Source organism: Nocardia sp. NRRL S-836 (genome assembly GCF_001279525.1).
Classification (GTDB): Bacteria; Actinomycetota; Actinomycetes; order Mycobacteriales; family Pseudonocardiaceae; genus Lentzea.
Window position 1 is genome coordinate 1 of the sequence record NZ_LGDY01000148.1, and the last position, 25,308, is coordinate 25,308.

Sequence of the window (25,308 nt, forward strand, 5' to 3'; positions counted from 1 at the left end):
CCCGGTCGACTCGGCGTTCGCCAAGATCGACCCGGCCACCATCGAGAAGCTCAAGACCGACGACGCCCTGCTGACGAAGATCCTGACCTACCACGTGGTTCCCGGCCAGATCTCCCCGGACAAAATCGCCGGCGACCAGAAGACCGTGCAGACCGGCACCGTGAAGGTCACCGGCTCGGGCAACACGCTCAAGGCCAACGACGCCAACGTGATCTGCGGCGGCGTGCACACCGCCAACGCCACCGTCTACCTCATCGACACGGTGCTCATGCCTGCCTGACCCGCACGACACCGACGACTCCGGGAGCAGCGCCCCTGCTCCCGGAGTTCGTCATGTCCGATGTGGACGCAGCGGCGGCGCCACTCGATCGGGTGGATCACGTGGTTCTGCCGATCCGGCACGCCCGCTCGCGCGGATGTTGGGGGTGTGGTTCCGCCGGATGCGGTTCAGCTGGTTCGGGACAGCGCCACACGTTCCTGTGCGCCCCGGTCCGCGAAGACCGGGGCGCACAGGGCACTCCGGTCGCGCCGCCGACCCGATCGGGTGACGGCCCTTCCGGCGAGCGGCCGATGATCATTACGCTTCGGCCGCTGTTTCGGCTCCCCACCTGATCCGGATGTGAAACCAGTGGTCCCCACCGCGAAGTCCCGCCGCGTGCTCGGCGTCGCAGCCGCACTCGTTCCGCTTGCCGCGCAGGGCGTTCCGGCCCACGCGGACGTGCCCACCGCCATGGTGTGCACGACGTCCTCGGACTGGACGTTCTCGCCCGGTGTCGTGCTGATGCCGCGGCCGGTGCGCACGACCGTGCGCGACGAGTACACCTCGTGCACCGGAGCCGCCGGTGCGGATGGGTCCAGCGAGTTCGTGGTCGACCGGAGCGCCGGGTGCGTCGAGCCGGTCGGCGCCGCCGCGGAGACCCGCGAGATCACCTGGGCGGACGGGAACACCAGCACGTTCACCTACGCCGTCACCGTGACCTCCGCGCCGGGCGTCGACGTGGTCACGAAGACCGGCGCCATCACGGACGGCGAGTTCGCCGGGCGGCGCGCGCAGGCCGTGCAGGTCGCTCCGACGGCGGACCTGGCGAACTGCCTGACCGAGGAAGGGATCACGCACCAGTCCTCGCACGGCACGTTCACCGTGTTCTGACCGCGGTGCTCACCCTCAGCGGTGTTCCTGTCGACGAGGGCGTGCGGCTGTTACGCAGACACGCTCCCGAGTTGACGTGGCAGGACCGGTCGCCCTTCCTCGGCGCCGTTGCCGCGCCGGTGATCCCGTGGCTGCGCTTCGCCCACCGCGACCACCGGCGCGAGTCCGGCGCCGCGCTGCCGGTGAATCCGCCCGCGCCACAAGGCTTCGCGGTGACCTTCGCGCCGGAGGACGGCCCCGGGGCACACGTCTGGGCGGCCGAGTCCGGCCTGCGGCTGCTCGCCGCGGACGCCACGGCGGTGACGACCGCGGCCGACAAGATCAGCTCACTCGGGTTGTTCGCGCGAGCCGGAGCGGACACGCCCCGCACGTGGGTGGTGGCCGGTGAGCTTCCCGCCGGGGCAACGGTTCCGCTCGTCGTGCAACGGCGGCAGAACAACCTCACCGGCAAGGGCACCCGGCTGGCCACCACACCCGGCCAGCTCGCCGAAGCGGTGCGGGAGTGGGGCGGCGAGACACTCCGGATCTCGTCCTATGTGGACGGTTTGCCGGTGACGGTGAGCGGGTGCGTGACGCGCCAGGGCACGGTGGTGTCGGCGTTGTCCCACCAGCTGGTCGGGATTCCGGAGCTCACGCCGTACTGGGGTGCGCACTGCGGCAACCAGCTCATCGCCGACGATGACCTGCCGGCCGGTGCGGCGGCGCGCTGCCGCGAGGTCTGCGCCGCGGTCGGGGACGAGCTGGCCCGGCTGGGCCTCCTCGGTGCGTTCGGACTCGACCTGCTGGTCACGCCGGACGGGGCGGTGCTGGCGGTCGAGATCAACCCGCGGTTCCAGACCGTGGTGTCGCTGGTGCAGGCGCAGGAACGCGCGGCGGGACTGCTGCCCACCCTCGGCACGCACGTGCTGGCCGCGCTGTTGCCGTCCATCGGGGTCGAGGAGGTCCGCGCCCCCTGCCTGGAGCTCAGCCAGCTCGTCGTGACCGCCGAACGGGCCGGTGTGGTGCGGTCAGGTGTCACGGCGGGTGTGCACCGGTGGGAGAACGGCGGGATGCGCCGGTGCGGCGACGGCGACCTCACGGCGTTGCGGCCCGGTGAGGCGTTGCTGTGGGCGCACGCGCACCCCGGCGATCCCGTTCAGCCGGGGGAGGAGCTCGCGTTGCTGCAGCTGCCCGGCCCGGCGGCGTCCGTGCACGCCACCCCGCAGCTCACCGAGCAGGCACGCCGGTGGGTCCGGGCCGTGCGGCAGGCCGTGGTGATCGAGGATGTCTGAGCAGCTCGACCTGCCGCCGGAGCGCATGCGCGAGCTCGGGTACCAGGTCGTCGACCTCGTCGTGGACCACCTCACCGGGCTGCGCGAGCAACCGGTGCGCACGCTCGCCACACCCGCCGAGCTGCGGGACGTGCTGACCGAACCGGTACCCGAGCAGCCGGCCGATCCCGGCGCACTGGTCGAGTTCCTCGCCCGCGAGGTCCTGCCGCGGTCGCTGCGGCTCGGCCACCCCGGCTGCCTCGCGTTCATCCCCAGCGCGGGCAACTTCCTCGGCGTGCTCGGCGACCTGCTGGCGTCGGGCTTCAACGTCTCGCCGGGAGCGTGGCCGGTCGGCGCCGGGCCCGCGGCCGTCGAACTGGTCACGGCGCGCTGGCTCGCCGCGCTGCTGGGGCTGCCGGAGGGCGCGGGCGGCGTGTTCACCCCCGGCGGCACGCTGGCCAACCTGACCGCGCTCGCCGCCGCCCGTGACGACCGCCTTGGAGCGGACACGACCGGCGGGGTGCTCTACTGCTCGGACCAGACGCATCCCGCTGTGCTGCGGGCGTGTCACGTCCTCGGGTTGCGGCAGGAGCAGGTGCGCATCCTGCCGGAGATGACGCCACGGGCCGTCCGTGTCGAGGTCCACGCCGACCGCGCCGCCGGCCTGCGCCCGTTCCTCGTGCTGGCGAACGCGGGCACGACCGCGACCGGCGCGGTCGACCCGTTGCCGGGGCTGGCCGCGCTGTGCCGCGAGGAGCGGCTGTGGCTGCACGTGGACGGGGCACATGGCGCCGCCGCGGCGCTCACCGACCGCGGCCGGGAGGTGCTGCGCGGCCTCGCGGCCGCCGACTCTGTCGTCATCGATCCGCACAAGTGGCTCTTCCAGCCCTACGAGATCGGCTGTGTGCTGGTGCGCGACCCCGAGGTGTTGCGCCGCGCCTTCACCATCGACCGGTTCCGCGCCCACGGCGACTACCTGGCCATCTCCCGTCCCGCCGGCGCCGAGACGAACCTGTCCGACCACGGCGTGCAGTTCACGACCGAGGCCCGCGCGCTGAAGCTGTGGTTGTCGCTCAAGGGGTTCGGGGTGGCGGCGTTCCGCGCGGCGATCGACCGCGGCCTCGACCACGCCGAGCACGTCGCCCGGCGCGTCGCGGACAGTCCGGACCTCGACCTCGTCACGGGACCAAGCCTCGGCATCGTGTGCCTGCGCCACCGCGCCGGGGGCGACGACGTGCAGGCCGCCATCTGCCGCGAGATCAACGAAAGCGGCCACACGCTCGTTGCGACGACCACTGTGGACGGTGCGCTGGCCCTGCGGCTCTGCACGATCAACCCGCGCACCACGGAGGCCGACCTGGACCGCGTGCTCGCCGCGATCGAGCGGGCCGGGCGAACGGCGAGCCGCGCTCGTGCCGCGGCAGAGCGGTGACCGGCGGAACCGGTCGGCGGCATTCCGGTCGATCACGGGGAAAAGCGTGTAGTGTCGGAGGTGTCGAGGGCATCTCGTACCTGAGCGGTCAAGCTCACGTCGTACTCGGCTACACCTGAACCGGTTCGCTTCGAGCCGGAGACGGGAGTCCCGACATGACGTCGGCTCCTCACCTTTCCACGGCCCCTCCGGCTGTCACGGCCAGCGAGCAGCCTCGGTCCGCACTGCGGTTGCGGTTGCGTCCGAAGGCGCTCACCACGGGGTATGTCGACGGTGCGTGGTGGCCGCGGTCCCGGGACCTCGCCGCCGAACTGCCCGCGCTGCTCGCGGTGCTGGCAGTTCGGCTGGGTGGGATCCCGCGGGTGAGCTACAACCTGACCGAGTGGGACACGGCGCCGCGCCAGATCGCGGTCGACGGCGTCAAGGTCCGGCTCAGCGGGTACTGGACCAGGCCGGAGCACACCCTCGACGTCATCGCGTCGGACCGGCGCCGCCTCACCCTGCTGCTGGTGCCGCCGGACACCGCTTCCGACGCGGCCCACCACACCATGATGTGCGCCGCCCAGCGCGACAACACCGACACGGTCGAGGCGCTGCTTCGCGGTGACGGAACCACGACGTCCACATTGGACGAACTTGAGGTAGGCAGCAGCTGCCTGCCCGAGCAGACGACGCAAGGAGCTCGATGACCACAGCGGCTCACACCTCCATGTACGAGCGCAGGCTGAAGATGGTGGAAGAGGTCCTGTCCGAACGGACCGAGCTCGGTGGGAAGGTCACGCGTGACCTCGCCGTGCACGTGCTGCATGCCCTGGACCACATTCCTGAGCGGGTGCGTTGACCGCACGCCACCACGGCACGGGTGTGCCGCCGCTGACGTGGGGCACCCGGCTGCTCCGCGTCGGCTGCGCGTTCACCCACCGCGCCGAGGTTCCCACGCCGGCGGTGCTCCTGGTGCGGCCGCGCTGGAGCGCCGACGTGCGCCTGAGCCAGGAGAGTCTGCGGGTGGAACCGGATGTTCCGCTGCGGCACACCCAGGACCTGTACGGCAACCGGACGTCCCGCCTCGTGCTGCCGCCCGGTCTGTCCACAGTGCACTACAGCGCGTGGGTGGACGTGCCGGACCGCACCGAGGACGTGGACGAGGACGTGCCGGAGACGCTGCCCGACAGCCTCCCCGACGACGTCCTGCTCTACACCCTGTCCAGCCGGTACTGCGCGTCCGACGTCATGGGCGCCGAGGCGTGGTCGAGGTTCGGCGCCCACCCGCCCGGCTACGGCCGGGTCAGGGAGGTCTGCCGGCACGTCCACGAGTCGCTGAGCTTCGGCCACGGCACCTCCACCGCGCCGTCCACCGCCGCGGACGTCAACGCGGCGGGTTCGGGCGTCTGCCGCGACTTCACGCACCTCGCGATCTCGTTCTGCCGCGCGCTCAACATCCCCGCCCGGTACGTGTCCGGCTACCTGCCGGACCTCGACGTGCCGCCCGACGGCGCGCCGATGGACTTCGCCGCGTGGATGGAGGTCTGGCTGGGTGACCGGTGGTGGACCTTCGACCCGCGCAACGACCAGCCCCGCAAGGGTCGCGTCGTCATCGGCAGGGGCCGCGACGCCGCCGACGTCGCCATGGTCACGACGTACGGCGGTCCGCTGCTGGAGTCGATGGTCGTGCAGGCGGAAGAGGACCACGCTCCGGCCTGGCGCTGACGCTCCGGCGTGGAGCCTGAGACCGGCCTGGCGGCTGAGACCGGCGGAGTGCTTGGACACCGCGCCGGCAACGGGCGCCGACTCGGCGCTGAGCACCGGTGCGAGGTGCGGGTCACACCCCGCCTGCCGCGCTGTGAGGCCGGACCGGGTAGCATGAGGGTCACCGAGGGCACGTCGTGCAGCAGCGTTCAAGCTGATGCCGCCTTGGGCGCATCAGCAAGCCCGGCCGGTTCGGCTGGAGGCGGGAGCGCCGAGATGAACTCGGAGCAGCTCTGCACCACCACCACAGCGTTGACCACATCACGCGGTCATCGACTGACGCGCAACCCGGACTTCGCCGGCGGCTGGCGGCCGTTGTCGACCGACCCGGCGATCAGGGTGCCCGTGCTCGTCCCCCGGACCGGCCGGACCCGCTGACCCGTTCGCGCTGGTCCACCCGGATCGGCGGCACCCGTTCACCTTCTTGTTCCACCCCAGCCTTGTTCCACCCCCAGCTCATCGGAGTAGTCGCATGCCCACGTCCGAGTCACTCACCGTCGACGTCCAGGTCCTCCCGGACGCGTCCTGCGCCGTGTGCCCGCACCCGTTGCAGGACCACGACCCGCTGGGCGTGCGGTACTGCAACGCCACCACGGCGTCCGCACTGCCCCGCGGCTGCATCTGCCGCTAGCCGGCTCGGCGGCGTTCGCCGCCCGCCGGAATTCCCCTGTGCGCAAACACGTTGCGCACGTACGAGAGTCAAAGAAAGCCGGAAATCCATGCACCACCAGGTAATCACCCAGTTCGACCCGCGCGTCGCACCGCGACCGGCGACCGAGTTCGTGCCGGACGGGCTCTTCAGCCACCCGGACACCGACCTCCCCAGCGCGCGGAACGGCTCTGAGCCGCCGGCGCGGCAGCGCGCGTACACCGGCCTGTTCCGCGAGCCGGCCTTCGCGCCGGAGCACGCCGTGAACGCGGCCTGAGCTTCCACCGGCACGGATCAGGGGTTGCCACGCCCCCACGAACCTCAGGTTCCGCCGGACCCGCCGGCAGGCAGAAGACCTGCCCCGCGGACGCGGAACCATCCGGTCCTCACTCCTCCGCGCGCCGAACGGTCGCCATTGACGTGAGACCGGACATCTCCAGGATCGGCCTGAGCAGCGGCGAGGAGATCAGCTCCGTCCGCTCGGCGTGCGTGAACAGCACGCTCATCCCGGCGCTGTCGATGTAGTGCACCTCGGTGAGGTCGATGACGACCGGTCCGGTGGTGCCCGCGAGCGCGGCGGCGAACGCTTCGGTGTTGCTCAGGTCGATCTCACCCACTGCTTTGACCACCGGCCTGCCCTGCCGGTCGGTGGTCGTGGTCAGCGTCAGCGGCGTCGTCATCGGGAATCATCACCTGCATCGTCACGGTGGTGCCGGATTGGTCGGGGACGATGGCGACCTCGTCCATCATCGTCCGCATGATCGTCGTGCCGCGGCCGCGCCGTGCGGCCGGGTCGGTGGTCGGGGTCTTCCAGGTGCCGGTGTCGGCCACGGTCACGAGCAGGCCGGTGCCGCCGGCCGACTCCGCGCGCACGCGGACGTGTTGACGGGTCACGTCACGATAGGCGTGCTCGACGGCGTTGGCACACGCCTCGCCGACGGCCAGCAGCACGCCCTGCGCCAGCGTCGCCGACAAGCCGCATTGGCCCAGCCACGTGCGCAGCGCGCTGCGGGCGCCGTGCAGCTCACCCGGTTCGGCGCGGAACGTCAGGTCCAGCGGCGCCGGGTGGCGGTACAGCAGCAGGGCGACGTCGTCCTCGTAGCCACCGGTGGGCGCGAGCGTGGTCATGATCTGACCGGCCAGGTCCTCCAGGCCGTTCGCCCGGCCGCGCTGAACGGTATGCGCGGCCCTGTCGATGCCCTCGGTCAGCGAGGTGCGGCGGCGTTCGACGAGGCCGTCGGTGTATGTGAGCAGCGTGGAACGCGGCGGCAGCGTGCATTCGGCCTCGGTCCGCTCGATGCCCGGTTTGACCGCGAGCGGGATGGAACGCCCGTCTTCGAGCAGGCGCGTGGTGCCGTCGAGCAGCGCCAGGATCGCGGGCGGGTGGCCGGCGCTGGAGTAGAGGAGCCGGCCGGTCGCCGGGTCGAGCACGCCGCAGAACACCGTGGTGCACAGGGCTCCCGGCACCCCGGCGGCGAAGTGGTCGAGTGCCATGAGCGCGCGGGCGGGGCCGATCTCCTGCAGCAGCAGGGCACGGCAGGCGCTGCGCAGCTGGCCCATCACGGCGGCGGCGGTGAGGCCGCGGCCGACGCAGTCGCCGACGACGATGGCGATGCGCTCGTCGGGCAACGGGAACGTGTCGTACCAGTCGCCGCCGACCTCCAGCGGTCGCGCGGCCGGTTCGTAGCGCACCGCGAAGCCGCCGGGCAGGTTCGCCGGGCCGAGGATCGCCCGTTGCAACGCCAGCGCGGTCTCCCGCTGCTGGTCGATCTGGCGCGCGCGGGACAGGCCCTGCGTGAGGTGACCGGCCAGCGACGACAGCAGCAGCTCGTCCTGCTCGGTGAACCGGTGCCGCTCGTCGACGCGCAGCCAGACGACCATCGGCCCGTCCGGGTGCTCGACGGTGACCGCGGCGCTGCCGTCGTCGAGGACGACGGCGTTCAGCGCCGGGTGGTTGCGCAACGAGGTCAGCGTCTCGCGCTGCTGCTCCGGCAGGTCCGGCCAGGCCAGACCGGCGGAACCGGTGACCTGCGGTGGTTGGTGCCGGTGGAAGACCACGGCCAGGACGTGCTCGGTGCGCCACAGCCCTTCCAGCTGGTCGAGCGCACCGGCCAGGGCGTCGGAGGTGCTGGTCGCCCGCGACAGCCGCACGCTCATCTCCGCGAGCGCGGCCTCGCGCCTGCGGGCGTGGTGCTCGGCGGTGACGTCGCGGAAGGTGCCCACCGTCATGGTGCGGCCGCTGTCCGGGTCGCGGGCGGGGTTCATGAGGGCGCTGACCCACAGCATCCCGCCGTCGCGGTGGGTGACCGGGACGGTGAGGGCGCGCTGGTCACGTCCCGACCGCTGCTCGAACGCCTCGGCGAACTCCGTGCGCTGCTCGGGATCGACCGGCCACCACGGGTGCGGCGCGGGGTAGGGCAGGCCCTCCGGCCCGTAGCCGAGGATGTCGGTGAACGCGGCGTTGACCTCCACGACCGTGCCGTCGTCGTCGCAGACGAAGAACGCCTCCTGCAACGAGTCGATCAACGCGTCCCGCCAGCGCGCGTGCCGGCCGCGCAGCCGGGCGAGGTCCACGTTGGCCCGCACCCGTGCCAGCAGGTCGGCCGCGGCGAAGGGCTTCACCAGGTAGTCGTCCGCACCGGCCCGCAGCCCCTCACCGGAGGCCTCCTGCCCGGCGCGCGCGGACAGCAGCAGTACCGGCACCGCCATCGTGCGCTGGTCGGCGCGCAGGGCCGCGACCAGCGACAGACCGTCCATGCGCGGCATCATCACGTCGCTGACCACCAGGTCCGGCGGGCGGGCACGGGCGGACTCCAGCGCCATCTGACCGTCGTTGACCGCGCGGACCTCGTAGCCCGCGCGGTGCAGCAGCCGGGTCAGGTACTCCCGCATGTCCGCGTTGTCGTCGGCGACCAGCACGGTCGCGGGGATCTCGGGGGCGGCTCCGGCGGCCGTGCTGGGCACCAGGTCCTCGACGGTCAGGCCGGGGTCGGGCAGCCAGCGCAGCGCCTCCTGCACGTAGGGGGCGGCGATGTCGGACACCGCGGGGACGCCGGCCTCGTGCGACACGGCCCCGGCGGGCAGGTGGTGCGTGCCGAACGGCAGCTCGACCGTGAAGCTGGTGCCCTTCCCCTCCACGCTCTCGGCGTGGATGGTGCCGCCGTGCAGGCCGACGAGCTCCTGCACCAGCGCGAGGCCGATGCCGCTGCCCTCCTTGGAGCGCGACCAGGTGTTCTCGATGCGGTGGAAGCGCTCGAACAGGCGGGGGATCTCGTGCTGCGGCACCCCGACACCGGTGTCGCTGACCGTCACGACCGCGGTGCCGGCACCGGCGCGCACGGAGACGCCGACCGAGCCGTGCACGGTGAACTTGAGCGCGTTGCTCAGCAGGTTCAGCACGACCTTCTCCCACAGGCCGAGGTCCACGTGCACCGGCTGCGGCAACGGGGAGCAGTCGATCTCGAAGCGCAGGCCGGCCTTCTCCACCGCGGAGCGGAAGACGCTCGCGAGCTCCGCGGTGACCGCCGCGAGGTCGACCGGCTGGAACTGCGCCTGCATGCGGCCCGCTTCCAGCCGGGAGAAGTCCAGCAGGGTGTTGACCAGCTTGCCCAGCCGCAGGCCGTTGCGGTGGATGGCCTCCAGCTCCTGACCGGCCTGCGGGTCGGTCGCGGCGAGCCGGTCGCGCAGGTCCTGCACCGGACCCATGATCAACGTGAGCGGCGTGCGGAACTCGTGGCTGATGTTGGAGAAGAACGCGGTCTTGGCCCGGTCGAGCTCGGCCAGCTCCTCCGCCCGCCGCTGCTGGGCCCGGAAGTCGCGGGCGCCCGCGATGCCCGCGGCGACGTGGCCCGCGACCAGCTCGACGAACCCGCGGTAGGGGTCGTCGAGGTTGCGGTACCGGTTGAGGCCGGCCACCAGGAACCCGTGCGGCGCGCCACCGGGCCGTTGCAACGGCACCACCAGCGCGTGGGCGGGCGGCGCCGGCCAGCCGCCGCTGGGCAGCCCGGTGAGCCCGTCGAGCCCGGCCACGACCGACTCGCCGCGCTGCGCCGCCGCCACCGGCCACACCACCTCCGGGTCCTCCGGCGAGAGGCGTGCGGGAGCGGCCGGGTGACCCGGTGCGATGCCGGTGGCACCGGCCAGCCGTGCGTGGCCGTCCTCGAAGAGGTAGGTCAGCGTGAACGGCAGGTCGCGCTGGTTGCGTTCGAGCTGCGCGCACGCGAACGCCAGCACCTCCTGCTCCTCGCGCGCGACGCTGGGGTCCGAGCCGAGGTCGCGCAGCGTCGCCATCCGCCGTTCGCCGATGACGCGGTCGGTCTCCTCGCTGACCACGCACAACATCCCCGCCACGGCACCGCGCTCGTCGCGCAGCGGGCTGTAGGAGAAGGTGTGGTAGCTCTCCTCGGTGTAGCCGGACCGCTCCAGGAACAGCAGCAGGGCCTCGTCCCAGGTGGCGCGCCCGGTGGTGAGCACGCTGTCCACCCTGGGCCCGACGTCCGCCCAGATCTCCGCCCACACCTCGGCTGCCGGTCGCCCCAGCGCCCACGGGTACTTGCGCCCCAGCGTGGTGAGCCGGTAGGCGTCGTTGCAGAAGAACGTCAGCTCCGGGCCCCACGCCAGCCACATCGAGAACCGGGACGACAGCAGGATGCTCACCGCGGTCTGCAGGCTCTGCGGCCACCCGGCGGGCGGGCCGAGCGGGGTGGCGGCCCAGTCCACCGCGGCGAGGTGGCGGCCGATCTCCGGGTCCTCGGCGAAGACGTCGATGAACGCGGACCGGTCGTGTCTCTCGCCGATGTCGTCAGAGCGGGTCACCGACCGTCCCTTCGCCACACACCTCGACAGTTGACCTGTCCAGGGTGCCGAACGCCGGCGGAGGCTGCACAACCAGAGGTGGCCGGTGTGTGCCGCGACACCCGCAGCCGGCGAACCGCACCGGTGCCGCGAGCGTGGCAGTCACCGCCCGTCGAGTGCCCGGCGACCCCGGACGCGGAGGTGCGGTGGGGGTCAGGGCGACCCGAACCGCATCCGCAGGTTCGTCACCGCGAGGTGCAGCAGCGGCCTGGCGGCGGTGAGGCGGCCGAGCCTGCCGTCCTGGGGGATCCGCCAACGCAGCCGGGTCGGGCGGACGCGGGCGGCGGTGCCCAGCCGGGTGCGCTGGGCGTTGCCGCGCAACGACTGCCACACCGACGTCGTGATCCGGACCGGTAGCCCCGGTGCGCGCAGCGGGTGCTCGTCGGCAGCGGCGATCGGGACCGTGCCGGTGCGCGCGGTTGCGGCGAGCGGGCCGGCGGACAGGGTGAAGTCGGCCAGCTCCTTGGGGATGCCCCACATCGCCCGCGCACCCCGCTGTGACCGCGTGTCGTCGACCCAGATGTCCGTGATGGACAGTCCGACCCGGATGCCGTGCCGCACCACCACGGCCGCCATCAGCTCGTGGTAGGAGAGCAGGCCGGGCGGGCGGTAGTCGACGAACGCGGACACCACCAGCACCTGCCCGAACACCGACAGCGGCACCACGCCCGGCGAGTGCGGGGAGAACGCCGAACGCGGCGCCACCCACACCGTGAGCCAGCCGCGGCCGCGCAGGTCCCACGGTTCCGGGGGGAAGTCAGCGGGCATCGGTCACACCGGGTGCCGTGACCGCCGACGGTTCCTCGGACATCGCTCACCGCCCCAGCAGGTGGCGCAGTGCCGGTTCGAGGTCGGGGTAGCGGAACGCGTGCCCTGCCTTGGTGAGCACGGCCGGGCGCACCAGCTGGCTCGCCTCCGCCAGCTCGCGGGCGCCCTGCTCGCCGAGCAGGACCCGCGGTCCGAACGACGGCACCGGCAGCAGCGCCGGTCGGCGCAGCACCCGTGCGAGCACACGGGTGTACTCGCTGTTGCGCACGGCTTGCGGTGCGACGGCGTTGACCGGTCCCGACAGCGAGGTGTCGTAGAGCGCCCGGTGGTAGACGTCCACGAGGTCGTCGATGCCGATCCAGGACTGCCACATCCGCCCGTCGCCGAGCCGCCCGCCCAGCCCGGCGGCGAACAGCGGGTGGAAGATCCGCAGCGTGCCACCGGCCGGTGACTGCACCAGACCGGTGCGCACGGTCACCACGCGCACGCCCGCGACCTCGGTGGCGGCCTCCCAGTCGGCGACCACGTCGGCCAGGAAGCCCTCTCCGCGTTCGCTTTCCTCGGTGAGCTCCTCGTCGCCGCGGTCCGCGCCGTAGATGCCGATCGCCGACGCGCTGACGAACACCGGCACCCCGGACGCCGCGGCCAGGCCGGCGAGCGCGCGCGTGGGCCCGATCCGGGACTCGCGGATCGCGGTGCGGTGGGACTCGGTGAACCGCCCGGCGATCGACGCGCCGGCCAGGTGCACCACGGCGTCCACCCCGGCCAGCAGGTCGGGCGCGGGCCGGTCCGGGTGCCACGTGCGTTCGTCCGGACCCGTGGCGGCACGCCGCACCAGGCGGACCACCCGGTGCCCCGCGGTGGTCAGGAACGGCCCGAGCGCGCGTCCGACCAGGCCACCGCTGCCGGTCAGCGCCACCGTCAGCGGCCGGTCGCCCGCCAGCCGTGCGGCCCGCTGCGCGGCGAGGTCGGCGGCGAGCTGCCGGTGCCGGTAGGCGAACATCGACCGCAGCAGCACCCCGGGAACCGGCGTGTCCACGCGGTCGGTCATCAGCGTCCGCTCACCCTCCGCGCGGAACTCGTGGCTGTGCCGCCACCTCACCGCCCAGCTCAACGGCGCCGAGTCGAGCTCGTCGACGAACCGGTGCGGTGGCGCGTACTCGGTGTGCCGGGCGCCCCACCGCAGGCCGAGCGGCAGTCCCAGCACCGCGCGGCCGCCGTCGAGGGTGCTCGCCTCGCGCACGACGCTCATCGGCTGCCACGGCGGGGACAGCCGGTGGATGGCGCCAGGGCGTTCGTGCCACGCGAACACCTCATCGAGCGGTGCGTCGACAACGCTCGAATAGATCAACGACATGCCACCAACGCTAGGCGCGCCATCCAGGCTCCGCATGACGGGTGCAATCCCCGCACGGCCACGTTGACGGCGGCTGTTGTGCGGGCCGCCCACCGGCCCACCACCATGGAGGTCGGGATTCGCCGAGGCGGGAGGAAGTCGTGCTGTCGACCACGAAGTCGCGTAGCGGCTGGCTGCTCGTCGTGCTGGCGCTGGGACAGGTCGTGAGCCCGGTCGTCGTCACGGCGCTCGGTGGCGGGGCGTTCCGCACGGCCGACCGCGCCGGTGAGCCGCCGATCGTGCCCGCCGGGTACGCGTTCTCGATCTGGGGGCTGGTCGAGGCGCTGTGCCTGGCCTACGCCGTCTGGGCGCTCGTCACCCGTGCGCCCGGCCACGAGCTGCGCGACCGGCTGGCCCGGCCGCTGGCGGTGGTGTTCGCGGGGTTCACCGCGTGGCTCGTCGCCGCGGAGGTGGAACCGGTGTGGTCGACGGTGGCCGTGTTCGTCGTCATGCTCGCCGGGTTGCTCCGGGCGTTGCGGATCGCGCTCGCACACCGCGCCGAGATCGGGCGGTGGCAACGCGTGCCGCGGGTGCTGCTGTGGTCGGTGCTGGGCGTCTACACCGGCTGGAGCAGCGTGGCGATCTGGGTGAACCTCACCACCGCCCTCACGGAGAGCGGCGCGCCGATCGACGGCACCGCCGGGGTGGCGGGCCAGGTCGCGGTCCTGGCCGGTGCGACGGCGACCGCGGTGGCGTTGCTGTGGCGCACCTCCGGTCTGCTGTCCTACGGGCTCGCGGTCGCCTGGGCGATCGTCGCCGTGGTGATCGCCGCCGCCGACGCCGGCCAGCCCGCGCCGGCGGTCGTCGCGGCCGTGGCGCTGGTGCTCGTGGGCGCGGCGACCGCGTGGTTCCGGGTGCGCCGCCCTGTGCCCGCTTGATGTTCCGCGCAGCTCCACGTGACGCAGCAGACACGAACCTGACTGGCCTCCGCGACGAACCAACCAGGAGAACGGAGGTCCGGTTGTGAACTCGCAACGACGCGAACACCCCGTGCTGATCACCTCGGCCGCCCCCTCCTACGAGGAACAGCTGACGGCCCGCCGGCGCCGGTACGCGCTGATGATGAGCCTGCGCATCCCGTGTGTCGTGCTGGCCGTGCTGTTCGCCCACATCTGGTGGCTGGCGCTCGGCCTGATCCTGCTGTCGGTCCCGCTGCCGTGGATGGCGGTGCTCATCGCGAACGACCGGCCGCCGCGCAAGGCGGAGACGCCCCAGCGGCTGCGGCCGTCCCGGCGGTCGCTCCCGGCCCGCGACCGGGACGCGTGATGATCGGTCTCACGGTGGTCGTGGGGTACGGCGACGCGGCGCTGGACGTGTTGCGGCACCTGCCGTTGCGCCCGGACCACTCCGAGGTCGTCGTGCTCGACCCGGACGCGGTCGCGCTGACCGGTGCGCTGGCCAACGGCGCGCGGGCCACCCGCGGTGACGGGCGGGACGTCTGCGCGCTGCGGCAGGCGGGGGTGCAGTTCGCGGGACGGGTGGTCGTCGCCGTTCCCGACGACCTCGACGGGCTGCAGATCGTTCTGGCCACCCGCAGCCTCAACCGGACCGCGATCGTCGTCGCCGCGGTCCGTGACTCGGCCAACCAGGACCTGTTCAGCAGGCTGGGCGCGGACGAGGTGTTCGTGCGGTCGGCGTCTGCCTGAGAGCCGTCGCGACGGCGGCGATGTGGAACTTCCCCGGCTGCCACCGTCGCCGGACCGGCAGCGCCCGCAGCGGTGGGTCGTCACCCCACACCGACGCCACCCGGCCGACGTCGACCGCGGCGCGGCAGCGGTAGGTTCCCGACATGATCAAGCCTGACCCGGACCTGCTGGAGATCGCCTCCGCGCTGCTGCCCGGCGAACGGCTGGACGCCGCGGTCGTCGCGGCCGACGGCAACATCCACGACGTGCTGCTGATCCCCGGTGTCGCCGCCGTCCGGGTCAGCAAGCGGCCGCTTGCCGCCGCGTCGATGCCCCGCAGGGTGGAGGTGTTGCGGCAGCTGGCTTCCGCCGGCCTGCCGTTCCGGGTGCCCGAGCCGCTCACGCCCGTGACCACGTTCGGCGACCGGGCCGCCGTGGCCGTGTCGTGGGTCGACGGTGTTGCGCTGCCCGCCGGTGTCGGTGATCCGGCGCAGGTGGCCGAGGTGCTGGAAGCCGTGCGGTCCGTGCCGCTGACCGGCGCGCTGATGGCCGCGCTGGACGGTAGGGCGCTGGGGCCGTCGTGGCCGGCGGTCATCGCCGAGGAGATCCTTCCCCGGCTGCCCGCCCGCTGGCAGGCGGAGGGACAGCGCCGCCTGGACGCCGTGCTGGCCCTTGAGTCCGTGCCCGATGCCCTGGTGCACGGTGACCTCGGCGGTTCCAACGTGCACTGGGCGCCGGACGGCACGCTGTTCGGCGTCCTCGACTGGGACATGGCCATGCCCGCCGACCCGGCCATCGACGCCGCCCAGATGGCCTGGCACGGCTGGGACAACGTCCGCCGCGCCGTCTCCGCCGACACCTACCACCGCGCCCGCACGTGGGACGCGCTGTTCGGCGTCGGCCACCTGGTCGCCACCATGAACGGCCGCCCCATGACCAGTCCCGACGGCTTCGTCGCCGCGATCGTCCCGTGGCTGGAGGCGACCACGTCGGCGAGCAACGCCTGACGGCCCGCGGGAGTTTTCCGCACCCGCCTTTCCCTGCCCGGGAAGCGATCTGCGACTGTCATGCAGGACCCCGAGGGGCTGACTAGGTTTGTGATAGCCGATCCACGGGAGATTTCGATGGCCGGACAACGCGAATCCGCCGAGGCCGACTGCGTGGTCGCCGGTGGTGGCCCGGCCGGCGTCGTGCTCGCCTACCTGCTCGCCCGTGCCGGTCTGCGGGTCGTGCTGCTGGAGGCGAAACGGGACTTCAACCGGCGGTTCCGCGGTGACACGCTCGCCCCGGCCGTGCTCGACTACCTCGACGAGCTCGGGCTGGCCGACCGGTTGCTGGACGAGATCCCGCACACGAAGGCGCGCAGCTTCGACTGGCACACGCCGAAGAAGACGTACACGATCGCCCGCTACGACCGGACAAGCGCCAAATACCCTTACTACGCGCTGATCCCGCAGGCGTTGTTCCTGCCGCACATGGTCGAGCTCGCCGGCGCGCACCCCGGCTTCGAGGTGCGCATGCGGGCCAGGGTGAGCCAGTTGCTGCGTGACGACACGGGTCGCGTGTGCGGCGTCCAGTACGTCGACGCCGACGGACGGCACGAGCTGCGGACCCGTCTCGTGGTCGCCGCCGACGGCCGCAACTCGAAGGTGCGCGTGCTCGCCGGTGCGCGGACCACCGAGCTGAACGCGAGCCTCGACCTGCTGTGGCGGGAGTTCCCGCGCCGCGACGGCGACCCGGAGCTGTCCGGGTTGCAGCTCTTCGGGCACCGCCTCGGCACGATCGCCGTGCTGAACCAGGTCGACCGCTGGCAGGTCGGCGTCACCATCGAGGCCGGGTCGTTCCCGCGCATCCGGTCGCGCGGACCGGGTCCGGTCGTCGCGGCGTTACAGCAATGCCTGCCCTGGCTCGGTGACCGGCTCGACGCCGTCGACGATCCCGGCGAGTTCAGCCTGCTGCCGGTCCGCATCACGAAGGTCGACCAGTGGTACCGGCCGGGCGTGCTGCTGATCGGTGACGCGGCGCACGTGGTCTCACCGGTCGGTGGCAACGGCATCAACTTCGCCATCTGCGACGCCGCGGAGACCGCCAACCAGGTCGCCCGCGTGCTGCTCGACGGAGGGCCGGACGCCGAGCTCGACGCGGCCTGCGCGGAGGTGGAGGCCCGCCGCAGGCCACCGGTGCAGGCAGAGCAGGAACGCCAGGTGCGCATCGAACGCGGCAGCGCCGAACGCATCCGGCGCGGCCTCGACCGCCCCGCCCCGCTGCTGCGCCTGGTCGCCGCCGTGCGGCCGCTCGCCACGTACTTCGGTTCCCTCAGCGCCAAGAGCGTGATGGCGCCGTCGGACGTCCTGCGCGGCGAGACGCCGGTGCGTGACTGAGGACCGTCGTCCGGTCAGAGCTTCCTGAACGAGGCGAGCATGGTCTGCACGACCTCGCGGAGCTTCACGTTCTCGACCTGGGAGCGTTGCACCAGCATGGCGAACGCCTCGTCGGCGGTGCACCCGTGCAGCGCCATCAGCACGCCCTTGGCCTGGTCGATCTCCGCGCGGGAGAACAGCGCGGTCTCCAGCTGCGTGACCCTGGTGCGGGTCTCCTGCCACAGCTGGGCGTTGGTGATCGCGGCGCCCGCGGCGGTGGTGAACAACCGCATCACGCTCTCGTCGAACGGGTCGAACGCCTCCGCCGTGCCGCTGTAGACGTTCAGGGACCCGAGCAGCCGGTCGCCGTCGGTGCTCGTCACCAGCATCGGCACGGCCAGGTAGGCGCGGATGCCGAGCAGGTGCGCCGCGGCCTCGAACTCCGGCCACGTCTCCTCGTGCTCGCCCACCACCGCGCGGACGGCCGCCCGCGCGTGCACGGCCTGCAGGCAGGGACCCCGCTCGGCGGCGTACTGCACCTCGTCGACCTCGGTGAGCCCCGCGTCGGTCGCCGCCTCGGTGCGGACGCCGTCATCACCCACCACAGTGATCGTGACCCCGTCGGCGTCGTGGAACGCCTGGACCGCGCTGTCCGCCACGCGCTGGAGGACCTCGGCCAGCGGCTCGGCGAGCGCGAACACCTCGCGCAACGCCTCCAGCGCGGTGGTGGCCTCGTCCAGCCGTTCCACCGCGTCGGGACGGCCGATGATCAGCCGTTCGTCGCCGGCGTGCTGCGGTGCGGGTCTGTCCATGGTGGTCGCTTTCTCCTTGGCATCACGGGTGATGGCTGTGATCGGCCAAGGCGCGATGGTAGCGCCGTTTGTACCACGTGTTGATCGACCACCCGGCTGGCGCGTCCCGAGTGCTGGACGGACGGGGCGCTGAAGGCGGCCGCCGTATCATTCCGGAACCGTTGTTCCTGGATGAGGTGAGCACGCGTGGCGGACGACCGCGAGATGCCCGAGCTCGCGCAGCCCACGGTGGCGGTGCGGTCGCTGGTCAACGCGGCGCGGGAGCTGTCGGCGCGCAAGTCGCGGGAGCTGGGCGTCAACGGCACCGACATGGCCGCACTGTCCCTTTTGGAACAACACGGCCCGATGGGACCGGCCGAGCTGGCGGACTCGCTGGGCATCCGCGCCGCGTCGGTGACCGTGCTGCTCGACCGGCTGGAACGCGCCGGGCACGTGGAGCGCGTCCGCAGCAGCAACGACCGCCGCCGGATCGTCGTGACCACCACCGAATCCGCCCACCAGGCCACCATGAGGGCGTTGCTGCCCACCATCCAGGCGATCGACGCGATCAGCCGCGGTCTCGACGAGCGCGACCAGCGCGTGGTGCGCGACTTCCTGGGCGCGGTGACCGGCGTGCTGCGCGGCCTACCGCCCGCGGGCGACGACCCCCAGCACGACCAGGACGAGTGACCCCAGGCCGATCAGCCACGCCATCCGGTGTTTCATCGTTCCCCCGATGTTCCGCACGAAGCGCTCGGGGAGTTGCCCGGCTCGGAGGACGGTCGCCCCGTCACGCCGGTGGTCGGAACGAACGCCGGTTCAGCCGCAAAGCCGCTCGACCAGCACCTGCCAGCCGGTGCCCAGGTCGTCCAGCACGGAGCCCGGCGCTGTTTCGGCGCTCTGCGGGTAGAGCAGCACCGGTCCTTCGAGCGCCGCGACCAGCTGCAACGCCAGCGTGCCGGTGGCGACGTCCGGGCAGGCCTCGGCCAGCCCGCTCGGCCAGCGCGTCCACGGTGACCTTCTCCGGGCCCAGCTCCGCCACCAGCTGCCGGGCGACGCCGATCAGGTGGGCGCGGTTGCGCGCGGCGTCCGCCCGCTCCTCGCGCGGCGGGCCCAGCGGCAGCGCACCCGGTGTCACCGGCCGCACGCTACCCGCGTCACGAGGTCTGCTGCGCGGCGAAGCTCGTCCTCGGCGTGGTCGTGCCGGGGCGTGTGGGCGCCGGTGCGCGGTGGTGGCTGTCCATCGTGGACGGTGGGGGCGCGGCACCGTGCGAGGACCTACTCGTCCTCGCCGCCCTGCGTGAGCCGCGCGCGGGCCTTCTCGGCGAGCTTCGTCTCGATGCGGCGCAACGCCGAGATCATGCACTCGACCTCGTCCTGGTCGGAGACGACGCCGTCGAGCAGGTCGCTCCAGATCGTGCTCAGCTGCCGGAGGTTCTCCTGGGCGCGGGCGGTGGGGTAGAGGCGGACCCGGCGGGCGTCCTCGGCGTCCGCCTCGCGGTGCACCAGGCCCTTCTTCTCCAGACTGCGCAACGCCCTGCTGAAGTTGCTGGAGATCTGCTGGGTGGCCTCGGCCGCCGTGCGGGCCGACGTGCCGGGGTTGCGGTCGATGAACCTCATCGCCGTGATCTCCACCGCCGTCATCGGCTCCCGGTGCAGCACCTCCTTGGAGGCGTGGATCTGCCGTCCGACCGCCGCGATCAGGTCGGCGAGCTCGAACAACCGCGACTGCTCGTCTCCGTCCACGGGCCCATGATAGCTTTGCTGTCGACTGATAGCTATCAAACGATAGGAGATCGCGTGGAGGCCTCCGCACGCGGCGCCGTTCCCACCCCGCTCTTGCTCGTGCTCGCCCTGCTGGCGAGCGTCGCGCCGTTCGGCATCGACCTCTACCTGCCCGCGTTTCCGCGCATGGCCGCCGACCTGGCGACGAGCGACACCGCCATCCAGCTCACCCTCACGATGTTCCTGCTCGGTCTCGCCGCGGGCCAGCTCGTGTTCGGCCCGGTCTCCGACCGGTGGGGCCGCCGCGGACCGCTGCTGGCCGGCTCGGCGGTGTTCGTCCTCGCCAGCGTGCTCGCCGCGACCGCACCGACGATCGCGGTCCTGCTCGTCGCCAGGCTGTTCCAGGGCCTCAGCGCGGCCGCGGGCATGGTCATCGGCCGGGCTGTGATCGCCGACCTTGCCAGCGGCCGCACCGCCGCACGCGCGTTCAGCCTGATGATGACCGTCAGCGGCGTCGCCCCGGTGGTCGCACCCCTGCTGGGCAGCCTGCTGATCGACGGCATCCAGTGGCGCGGCGTGCTCTTCGTGCTCGTCGGCCTCGCGGTCGCGATGCTCGCCGGCTCGGCGGCGGTCGTGCGGGAAAGCCACCCGCGCGAACTGCGAAACGCCGCACGCGGCGGCGGTTTCCGCGTCCTCGGCCGCCGCGCCTTCCTCACCGCCACGGCCACGTTCGTCTTCTCGTTCGCCGTCCTGATGGCCTACATCTCGGCCTCGCCGTTCCTGTACCAGGTGGTCATCGGGATGAGCGCCGTCAGCTACGGCCTGCTGTTCGGCCTCAACGCGCTCGGCCTGATCGCGAGCAGCGCCGTCGCCGCCCGGCTGCTGCGCCGGGGCAACCCGCGCCGAGTCCTCGCCACCGGCGTCACCTGGCTGCTCACCGCCGCCGCGGTCCTGCTCGTCCTCGCCCTCCTGCCGATCGCCCCGGTGTGGCTGTCCGTGCCGATCTTCTTCGCGGTCGCGTCACTGGGTTTCGTCCTCGGACCGGCCACGGCCCTCGCCCTCGGCTCCGTGCCGGAGGCGGCGGGAACCGGCTCGGCGGTCCTCGGCGCCGCCCAGTTCGGCCTCGGCGCGGCCGTCTCCCCGCTGGTGAGCGCGGGCGAAGGCCACTCAGCGCTGCCGATGGCGATCACCATCGCCGTGCTCGCGGCCATCGCGGCGGGCGCCTGCAGGGTGTTGGTCGGCTCCTCGCGCGACGTGGAGGCCGGTCTGCCGGAGGAGAGGCTCCGCACCGTGCGTTCGTGAGCCGGTCGCTCCACATCGGACCGGTTGTTCTCGCGTCCCCGGTCCGACGGTGGCCGGGGCGTGGGGGTTCTACCGGGGTTGGGCGAGGCCTGCTTCTTCGATCTTGCCGCCGCGGTCGAGCTCCAGCCAAAGCCGATCCACCGGCCCGGCAGTGACGGGGCCAGTTCACTCGCGAGTTCGTGCCAGCGCTCGACGAGCTTCATGCGCGCGGCGCGGTCATGAAGTCCGGTACTCGCCGACCCACGAGCCGAGCAGCAGGTGCTTGGGCAGGTACTCCGACTCGACGTCCACGGACAGTCCGGCGTCCTTGGCGATGCAGGCGAGTCCGAGCGGGGCCAGCGCGACGAGTCCGCGCGGGTCGTCCGCGAGCTTGCTGTTCTGGGTCCAGTAGGCCTTGTGCTGTTCCAACGCTTGCGCGAGTGCCTCGTTGAACTCGCGTTCGTGGTCGCTCCGCGTCAGGTTGAGGAACGTCTTCATCGCCGGAAAGACCAGGCGCAGCGCGTAGTCCGGCGTGCTGACCGTCAGGCGTTCCGGGTCGGTGGCGGCCATCGCTTCGGCGAACACCTCGGACATGCCGGGCTCGCTCGTCGTGAACATCTGCAGGGAGCGGGCCCACAGGGCGTCGAGTTCCTCGTACTGGTTGCCCGACTCCTTGATGATTTCCAACGGCAGCGCGGCGAGCAGGTCGATGCACTTCTTGTCACGGACGATCGCCGCGAGCCAGAAGGCGTCGAGCCACCTCTTGAAGTTCGCGTAGTGCACCGGTCCCGTCGCGGGGACGTGCACCGTTCGCTCGCCGATCAGCCACTCGACGGTGCCCTCGGTCGCACCCGCTGCGGCGTAAATGCCAGTGGCGACCTGCATCGCCTGCACCGCCGCGTCCCAGGTCGTCAGGTTCTCCGCCGTCGGATCGAGCACGGTGGCGTAGCCGAGCCGGTCGAGCGCGCTCTGGTGCAGGACGCTCAGGCGCTCGGTCGACTGCTCGACGCTCGCGGCACCCTGCGGCACGACCTCGGAGTAGTACTCCAGCTGCTCCTCGGCCCACTCGGCGTCGGTCGGGTGACGCGGCACGGTAACCACTCAGCTGCCGTCCGGAAGGGCTTCGACGAGGTCTCGCAGCGCGCTTGGCAGATGGGCGCGCGCGGTGTCCTCGCCCGTCTCCTCGATCTCGACGCGGTGGAACACCCCGTTCGCCCACCAGTAGAGGCCGGTGTCGAACGGGTCGCGTGCGTCGTCCCGCATGGACTTCGCGATGCGACTGAACGGGACCAGGAAGTCGACGGCGTCCTGCGAGGTGACCTCGTGGAGGACCACCGCGCTGTACTGGGGAACGGCGACGAGGACGCCGTGAGGCGCGTCGCCCGCCGTGAAACGATCGAGCGACATCAGGATCGCACTGACGTACGGGTTGCCGTCCTGCGCGACGACGCGCACGACCACACCGTTGGGCAGTGTGTGGTCGCGGACGTCGAGGTTCGTCAGCTCGTTGGTGATCGTCTGTTTGACCGCCCGGCGGCCGATCTCGTCCACCGTCAGGCCGAGGGCGGCTATCTGTGCGTAGGTGAGTGCCGAGACGCGGGTCTCGTGGTCGACGACGACCGCGACGTCGAACTGGTCGTCGTACGGCAGCACCAGCACCTCGTCGGGCGGGGTGTCCGCGTGCGGCTTGATCTGCACACGCAACTGGTCTGCGGAGGTGGTGCCGCCTGCCTCGGCGGCGGCGAGGTCGGACTTGAGCGTGGCCAGCCACCTCGTGACGAGGTCCGGCCATTGCTCCGCGGGCGTCGTCGCGGCGGTCTTCGCGAGCGTGTCGATCGAGATGCGGGCGCGGCCTTCCGGTACCGGCACGAGCACCTCGCCGCGTTCGGCGTCGAAGGAGGCTTCCGGCGCCAGCGACGGCAGCTGCTGCCGCACGACCTCGATCAGCGCGGATGGGGCGGTCATGCCGTGCCTCCGTCGATCAGGTGGGTGAGGCCCGCTTCTTCGATCTTGCGGTCGCGGTCGAACTCGAGGAATTTGAGCGCTTCGTCGCGTCCGCCGGACTGCCAGCGCTTCAGCAACTCTTCGTAGAACGGCAGTGCCTTGGCGAACTTCCCGCCCTCATTGATGTAGTCGATGATTTGCCGCAGCGGTTCTTCCGGCGAGCCGGTGTCGAGCACGACGCGGTATCCCGGCGCCATCAGCCAGTAGTACGGCTGACGCCGCTGTTCGACAGGCCGTTGCATCGATCTGTCAGCCGCGTCGGCGAACTTCTCGATGGTCCACTTGTCGAACACCGGGAGTGCCGCGTTGTGGGCGAAGTCGTGGAGCACTTGGCCGGCGTCGTCCGACCGGAGGTCGACGCTGAGTGGGCCGCCTCGCACCTCATCCATACGCATCCCGTACGACAAAGCCCAGCGGAACCTGTCGAGCACGAGCGGTTCGACGGCCGCCATGAACCAGCCCTCTTCGGAGTATGAGCTCCGGTCGAAGCCGATCCACCGCACAGCCCAGTCCCACGGCTCCTGGACCAATGCCGTCAGCTCGCCCCGGCCGCGCAAGCTCCACCGGCCCGGTAGCGACGGGGCCAGCTCCTTCGCGAGTTCGTGCCACCGCTCGACGAGTTTCATGCGCCCCACTTTAGCGAGAGTGAACCGGGGGCAGTTTGCCCTGGTCAGCAAGCTGATGGTTGATCGTTTCCGGGGTCTTCACCGGGTCGAGTCGTTCGTTGACCCGGTTCGCCCACGAGTTGCTGATGACGTCCTGACCGGTCTTCAGGTCCCACACGTGCGCGGTCTCCCACTGGAGCTCACCCGCCTCGTCTCGGAACTGCCGTTCCAGGATGAGGTCCGGACGCACCGAGTCCTTCGCGCCGTGCCGCACTTCCAAACCGTCCTCGTCCCAGGACCTCTCGACACGGATCCGGTACCCGGAGTCGGGATCGATGAGCTCTTGCATGTCCCGCTTGACCTGACTCTCGAACCGCTTGTGCGTTTCGGAGCCCTTGAACATCTCCTCCGGCAGGCCCTTCTCCTCGATGGGCCGCTTGTACCTGTCCTTGAGCTCGTCGTCCCACCGGCTGTCGACCTCGTCCCACGCGTCACGCGAGTACCGGTCGAACCTCTCGCGCACCTGTTCGCGGATCTCGTCGACCTGCGCCTGGATGCGCGCCCGGTCTTCGGGGTTCGACTTGTTCCAGTCGGGGTCGTTCTTCGGAGTCTGCGGCTTGTCGTCCTTGGGCGTGTCGGCGTCGTCCTTCGGCGTGTCCTCGCCGCGGTCACGGGCGTCGGCGCCGTCGGTGTCCTTCTGGCTGCCGGGTGCGTAACCGTCGTCGCCGGCCTTGGTCCTTGAGCCGTCCGGGTGGTGGGTTTCCCATTCGCCGTTGGGCGGGATCTTGGGTGCACGGGTGCCGTCGGGCCTGATTTCCGGGTCGCTGGTGAAGACCCGGCCGTTGCTGTCGGTCCAGGCGGGTTTGGTGGGTGCCACGACCGGTGCGTCGAGGTGGCGGGACAGTTGCTGGGCGAAGTCGTTGCTTCCGGCGTCGCAGCCGATCAGGCGGACGGGCCTGCTGCCGTCGTAGCCGGCGCGGCGGAGCATGTCCGCGTACTCGGCGGGCGTGTAGTCGTGGCCGCCGATGCGGGCCCTTCCGTCCGGCGTGATGTGCACGTCGGCCGTGAAGAACCTCGGGTCGTTCGGCACCCGGTGGGGCAGGTCGCCCATGTCGGGGTCGCCGCCGTGGTGCGACACACCGGCAGGCGTCGTTTCGGCGTGGCGTTCGTGGGCGGTGGCCGGGTCGGGGCGTGGCTCGTCGGCGTGGGAGTTCGGGGTGTCGCTGTCCGGGTGACTGTCCGGGTCGTGGTGGCTTGGGGCGTCGGGGTCGCGGTGCGGTCCGTCGGGGCCGTGGCTGTCGGGGCCGTGGCCGGGACCGTCGGGCTTGGTGCCGTCGGGACGTAAGCCGTCGGGACGGGTTCCATCGGGACGAGTGCCGTCTGGATGGGTGGCGCCTGGGCGCGCGCCTTCGGGGCGCGTGCCGTCCGGGCGCGAGGAGTCGGGGCGGGTGCCGTCGGGGCGGTTGTGGGGCTGGCCGGGTGCGTCGGGGCGTTGGCCGGGGTGCGTGGTGGGGCTGTCGCCGCGTGGACGGGCGCCGTCGGGGCGGTTCGGGTCCGGACGGGACGGGTCTGGGCGGTTGTGCGGTGTGGGTGAGTCCGGCCTGGTCGGGCCGCTGGGGTGGCCGCCGGGGGAGTCCATGCGAGGGCGGGACGCTTCCGGACGGGTGCCGTC

General features: G+C 72.1%; 27 protein-coding genes and 1 pseudogene. 17 read left to right on the forward strand and 11 right to left on the reverse strand.

The window, feature by feature from the left end; all coding sequences use genetic code 11:
• The 10 genes from ADL03_RS40240 to ADL03_RS40270 all read left to right on the forward strand — a co-directional run.
• Positions 1-280, forward strand: a 280-nt coding sequence (locus ADL03_RS40240) for a fasciclin domain-containing protein (RefSeq protein WP_197289087.1), incomplete at its 5' end; no start/stop codon positions are given.
• Positions 281-628: 348 nt separating this feature from the next.
• Entirely contained in the window at positions 629-1,150 is a 522-nt protein-coding gene (locus ADL03_RS49070) for a hypothetical protein (RefSeq protein WP_053738912.1), read from the forward strand.
• Between the two features lie 71 nt (positions 1,151-1,221).
• Positions 1,222-2,421, forward strand: coding sequence for an ATP-grasp domain-containing protein (locus tag ADL03_RS40250; protein ID WP_053738913.1), 1,200 nt, complete (start codon positions 1,222-1,224; stop codon positions 2,419-2,421).
• Positions 2,414-3,832, forward strand: coding sequence for a pyridoxal-dependent decarboxylase (locus ADL03_RS40255; protein ID WP_053738914.1), 1,419 nt, complete (start codon positions 2,414-2,416; stop codon positions 3,830-3,832). The genes ADL03_RS40250 and ADL03_RS40255 overlap by 8 nt, the downstream gene beginning before the upstream one ends.
• A 155-nt stretch (positions 3,833-3,987) precedes the next feature.
• Positions 3,988-4,521, forward strand: coding sequence for a DUF5994 family protein (locus tag ADL03_RS40260; protein ID WP_197289088.1), 534 nt, complete (start codon positions 3,988-3,990; stop codon positions 4,519-4,521).
• Positions 4,518-4,673: a DUF6307 family protein gene (locus ADL03_RS49075; protein WP_197289089.1), complete on the forward strand. Its 156-nt coding sequence runs from the start codon at positions 4,518-4,520 to the stop codon at positions 4,671-4,673. The genes ADL03_RS40260 and ADL03_RS49075 overlap by 4 nt, the downstream gene beginning before the upstream one ends.
• Entirely contained in the window at positions 4,670-5,539 is an 870-nt protein-coding gene (locus tag ADL03_RS40265) for a transglutaminase family protein (RefSeq protein WP_197289090.1), read from the forward strand. Before ADL03_RS49075 ends, ADL03_RS40265 begins: the two co-directional genes overlap by 4 nt.
• Before the next feature lie 255 nt (positions 5,540-5,794).
• Positions 5,795-5,956 (forward strand): hypothetical protein, encoded by a 162-nt coding sequence (locus tag ADL03_RS47750; RefSeq protein ID WP_157529700.1) that lies wholly within the window; start codon positions 5,795-5,797, stop codon positions 5,954-5,956.
• A gap of 94 nt (positions 5,957-6,050) precedes the next feature.
• Entirely contained in the window at positions 6,051-6,209 is a 159-nt protein-coding gene (locus ADL03_RS47755) for an RGCVC family protein (protein ID WP_157529701.1), read from the forward strand.
• Positions 6,210-6,297: 88 nt separating this feature from the next.
• A complete protein-coding gene (locus ADL03_RS40270) occupies positions 6,298-6,504 on the forward strand; it encodes a hypothetical protein (protein ID WP_053738915.1) in 207 nt (68 codons plus the stop codon).
• Positions 6,505-6,613: 109 nt separating this feature from the next.
• Here ADL03_RS40270 and ADL03_RS40275 read toward each other — a convergent pair whose 3' ends face one another.
• The 4 genes from ADL03_RS40275 to ADL03_RS40290 all read right to left on the reverse strand — a co-directional run bounded on the left by ADL03_RS40275 (position 6,614) and on the right by ADL03_RS40290 (position 13,206).
• Positions 6,614-6,907, reverse strand: a complete 294-nt coding sequence (locus ADL03_RS40275) for an STAS domain-containing protein (RefSeq protein ID WP_053738916.1) — start codon at positions 6,905-6,907, stop codon at positions 6,614-6,616.
• A complete protein-coding gene (locus tag ADL03_RS40280; protein WP_082373919.1) occupies positions 6,837-11,042 on the reverse strand; it encodes a SpoIIE family protein phosphatase in 4,206 nt (1,401 codons plus the stop codon). The genes ADL03_RS40275 and ADL03_RS40280 overlap by 71 nt, the downstream gene beginning before the upstream one ends.
• A gap of 192 nt (positions 11,043-11,234) precedes the next feature.
• Complete coding sequence (locus tag ADL03_RS40285; protein ID WP_053738917.1) at positions 11,235-11,849, reverse strand: acetoacetate decarboxylase family protein; 615 nt, start codon at positions 11,847-11,849, stop codon at positions 11,235-11,237.
• A 46-nt stretch (positions 11,850-11,895) separates the two neighbouring features.
• On the reverse strand, positions 11,896-13,206 hold the full coding sequence (locus tag ADL03_RS40290) for a TIGR01777 family oxidoreductase (RefSeq protein ID WP_053738918.1): 1,311 nt from the start codon (positions 13,204-13,206) through the stop codon (positions 11,896-11,898).
• A 140-nt stretch (positions 13,207-13,346) separates the two neighbouring features.
• Between ADL03_RS40290 and ADL03_RS40295 the strand changes: the two genes are divergently transcribed.
• The 5 genes from ADL03_RS40295 to ADL03_RS40315 all read left to right on the forward strand — a co-directional run bounded on the left by ADL03_RS40295 (position 13,347) and on the right by ADL03_RS40315 (position 17,251).
• Positions 13,347-14,123, forward strand: coding sequence for a hypothetical protein (locus ADL03_RS40295; protein ID WP_053738919.1), 777 nt, complete (start codon positions 13,347-13,349; stop codon positions 14,121-14,123).
• An 85-nt stretch (positions 14,124-14,208) separates the two neighbouring features.
• Positions 14,209-14,511 (forward strand): DUF3099 domain-containing protein, encoded by a 303-nt coding sequence (locus ADL03_RS40300; RefSeq protein WP_053738920.1) that lies wholly within the window; start codon positions 14,209-14,211, stop codon positions 14,509-14,511.
• Positions 14,511-14,891 carry an NAD(P)-binding protein gene (locus tag ADL03_RS40305; protein ID WP_053738921.1) on the forward strand — a complete coding sequence of 127 codons (381 nt, stop codon included), beginning with the start codon at positions 14,511-14,513 and terminating at the stop codon, positions 14,889-14,891. The genes ADL03_RS40300 and ADL03_RS40305 overlap by 1 nt, the downstream gene beginning before the upstream one ends.
• Before the next feature lie 143 nt (positions 14,892-15,034).
• Entirely contained in the window at positions 15,035-15,877 is an 843-nt protein-coding gene (locus ADL03_RS40310) for an aminoglycoside phosphotransferase family protein (protein WP_053738922.1), read from the forward strand.
• 117 nt (positions 15,878-15,994) lie between these two features.
• Entirely contained in the window at positions 15,995-17,251 is a 1,257-nt protein-coding gene (locus ADL03_RS40315; RefSeq protein ID WP_053738923.1) for an FAD-dependent monooxygenase, read from the forward strand.
• Between the two features lie 14 nt (positions 17,252-17,265).
• On the opposite strand, the gene ADL03_RS40320 is transcribed toward ADL03_RS40315, so the two are convergent.
• Complete coding sequence (locus tag ADL03_RS40320; protein ID WP_053738924.1) at positions 17,266-18,042, reverse strand: GAF and ANTAR domain-containing protein; 777 nt, start codon at positions 18,040-18,042, stop codon at positions 17,266-17,268.
• Between the two features lie 186 nt (positions 18,043-18,228).
• Between ADL03_RS40320 and ADL03_RS40325 the strand changes: the two genes are divergently transcribed.
• Positions 18,229-18,711: a MarR family winged helix-turn-helix transcriptional regulator gene (locus ADL03_RS40325; RefSeq protein WP_053738925.1), complete on the forward strand. Its 483-nt coding sequence runs from the start codon at positions 18,229-18,231 to the stop codon at positions 18,709-18,711.
• Positions 18,712-18,840: 129 nt separating this feature from the next.
• On the opposite strand, the gene ADL03_RS50340 is transcribed toward ADL03_RS40325, so the two are convergent.
• Positions 18,841-18,969, reverse strand: coding sequence for a hypothetical protein (locus ADL03_RS50340; RefSeq protein WP_255353454.1), 129 nt, complete (start codon positions 18,967-18,969; stop codon positions 18,841-18,843).
• A gap of 330 nt (positions 18,970-19,299) precedes the next feature.
• Complete coding sequence (locus ADL03_RS40330) at positions 19,300-19,767, reverse strand: MarR family winged helix-turn-helix transcriptional regulator (protein WP_053738926.1); 468 nt, start codon at positions 19,765-19,767, stop codon at positions 19,300-19,302.
• A 54-nt stretch (positions 19,768-19,821) separates the two neighbouring features.
• Here ADL03_RS40330 and ADL03_RS40335 point away from each other — a divergent pair, with 54 nt between their 5' ends.
• Entirely contained in the window at positions 19,822-21,048 is a 1,227-nt protein-coding gene (locus ADL03_RS40335; protein WP_053738927.1) for a multidrug effflux MFS transporter, read from the forward strand.
• Between the two features lie 216 nt (positions 21,049-21,264).
• Here ADL03_RS40335 and ADL03_RS40340 read toward each other — a convergent pair whose 3' ends face one another.
• The 4 genes and pseudogenes from ADL03_RS40340 to ADL03_RS40355 all read right to left on the reverse strand — a co-directional run.
• Positions 21,265-22,119, reverse strand: coding sequence for an immunity 49 family protein (locus ADL03_RS40340; protein ID WP_053738928.1), 855 nt, complete (start codon positions 22,117-22,119; stop codon positions 21,265-21,267).
• Positions 22,120-22,128: 9 nt separating this feature from the next.
• A complete protein-coding gene (locus ADL03_RS40345; RefSeq protein WP_053738929.1) occupies positions 22,129-22,992 on the reverse strand; it encodes a hypothetical protein in 864 nt (287 codons plus the stop codon).
• Entirely contained in the window at positions 22,989-23,657 is a 669-nt protein-coding gene (locus ADL03_RS40350; RefSeq protein WP_157529702.1) for a hypothetical protein, read from the reverse strand. The genes ADL03_RS40345 and ADL03_RS40350 overlap by 4 nt, the downstream gene beginning before the upstream one ends.
• Before the next feature lie 10 nt (positions 23,658-23,667).
• A pseudogene (locus ADL03_RS40355) lies at positions 23,668-25,308 on the reverse strand (hypothetical protein); the annotation flags it as partial.

Bases quoted from the DNA above. Each gene is read 5' to 3' on its own strand.
- ADL03_RS49075 (WP_197289089.1), top strand. From the start codon at position 4,518: ATGACCACAGCGGCTCACACCTCCATGTACGAGCGCAGGCTGAAGATG.
- ADL03_RS40350 (WP_157529702.1), bottom strand. From the start codon at position 23,657: ATGAAACTCGTCGAGCGGTGGCACGAACTCGCGAAGGAGCTGGCCCCG.
- ADL03_RS40315 (WP_053738923.1), top strand. From the start codon at position 15,995: ATGGCCGGACAACGCGAATCCGCCGAGGCCGACTGCGTGGTCGCCGGT.
- ADL03_RS40345 (WP_053738929.1), bottom strand. From the start codon at position 22,992: ATGACCGCCCCATCCGCGCTGATCGAGGTCGTGCGGCAGCAGCTGCCG.
- ADL03_RS47755 (WP_157529701.1), top strand. From the start codon at position 6,051: ATGCCCACGTCCGAGTCACTCACCGTCGACGTCCAGGTCCTCCCGGAC.
- ADL03_RS40305 (WP_053738921.1), top strand. From the start codon at position 14,511: ATGATCGGTCTCACGGTGGTCGTGGGGTACGGCGACGCGGCGCTGGAC.
- ADL03_RS40275 (WP_053738916.1), bottom strand. From the start codon at position 6,907: ATGACGACGCCGCTGACGCTGACCACGACCACCGACCGGCAGGGCAGG.
- ADL03_RS40320 (WP_053738924.1), bottom strand. From the start codon at position 18,042: ATGGACAGACCCGCACCGCAGCACGCCGGCGACGAACGGCTGATCATC.
- ADL03_RS40285 (WP_053738917.1), bottom strand. From the start codon at position 11,849: ATGCCCGCTGACTTCCCCCCGGAACCGTGGGACCTGCGCGGCCGCGGC.
- ADL03_RS40255 (WP_053738914.1), top strand. From the start codon at position 2,414: ATGTCTGAGCAGCTCGACCTGCCGCCGGAGCGCATGCGCGAGCTCGGG.
- ADL03_RS40270 (WP_053738915.1), top strand. From the start codon at position 6,298: ATGCACCACCAGGTAATCACCCAGTTCGACCCGCGCGTCGCACCGCGA.
- ADL03_RS40290 (WP_053738918.1), bottom strand. From the start codon at position 13,206: ATGTCGTTGATCTATTCGAGCGTTGTCGACGCACCGCTCGATGAGGTG.
- ADL03_RS40260 (WP_197289088.1), top strand. From the start codon at position 3,988: ATGACGTCGGCTCCTCACCTTTCCACGGCCCCTCCGGCTGTCACGGCC.
- ADL03_RS40310 (WP_053738922.1), top strand. From the start codon at position 15,035: ATGATCAAGCCTGACCCGGACCTGCTGGAGATCGCCTCCGCGCTGCTG.
- ADL03_RS47750 (WP_157529700.1), top strand. From the start codon at position 5,795: ATGAACTCGGAGCAGCTCTGCACCACCACCACAGCGTTGACCACATCA.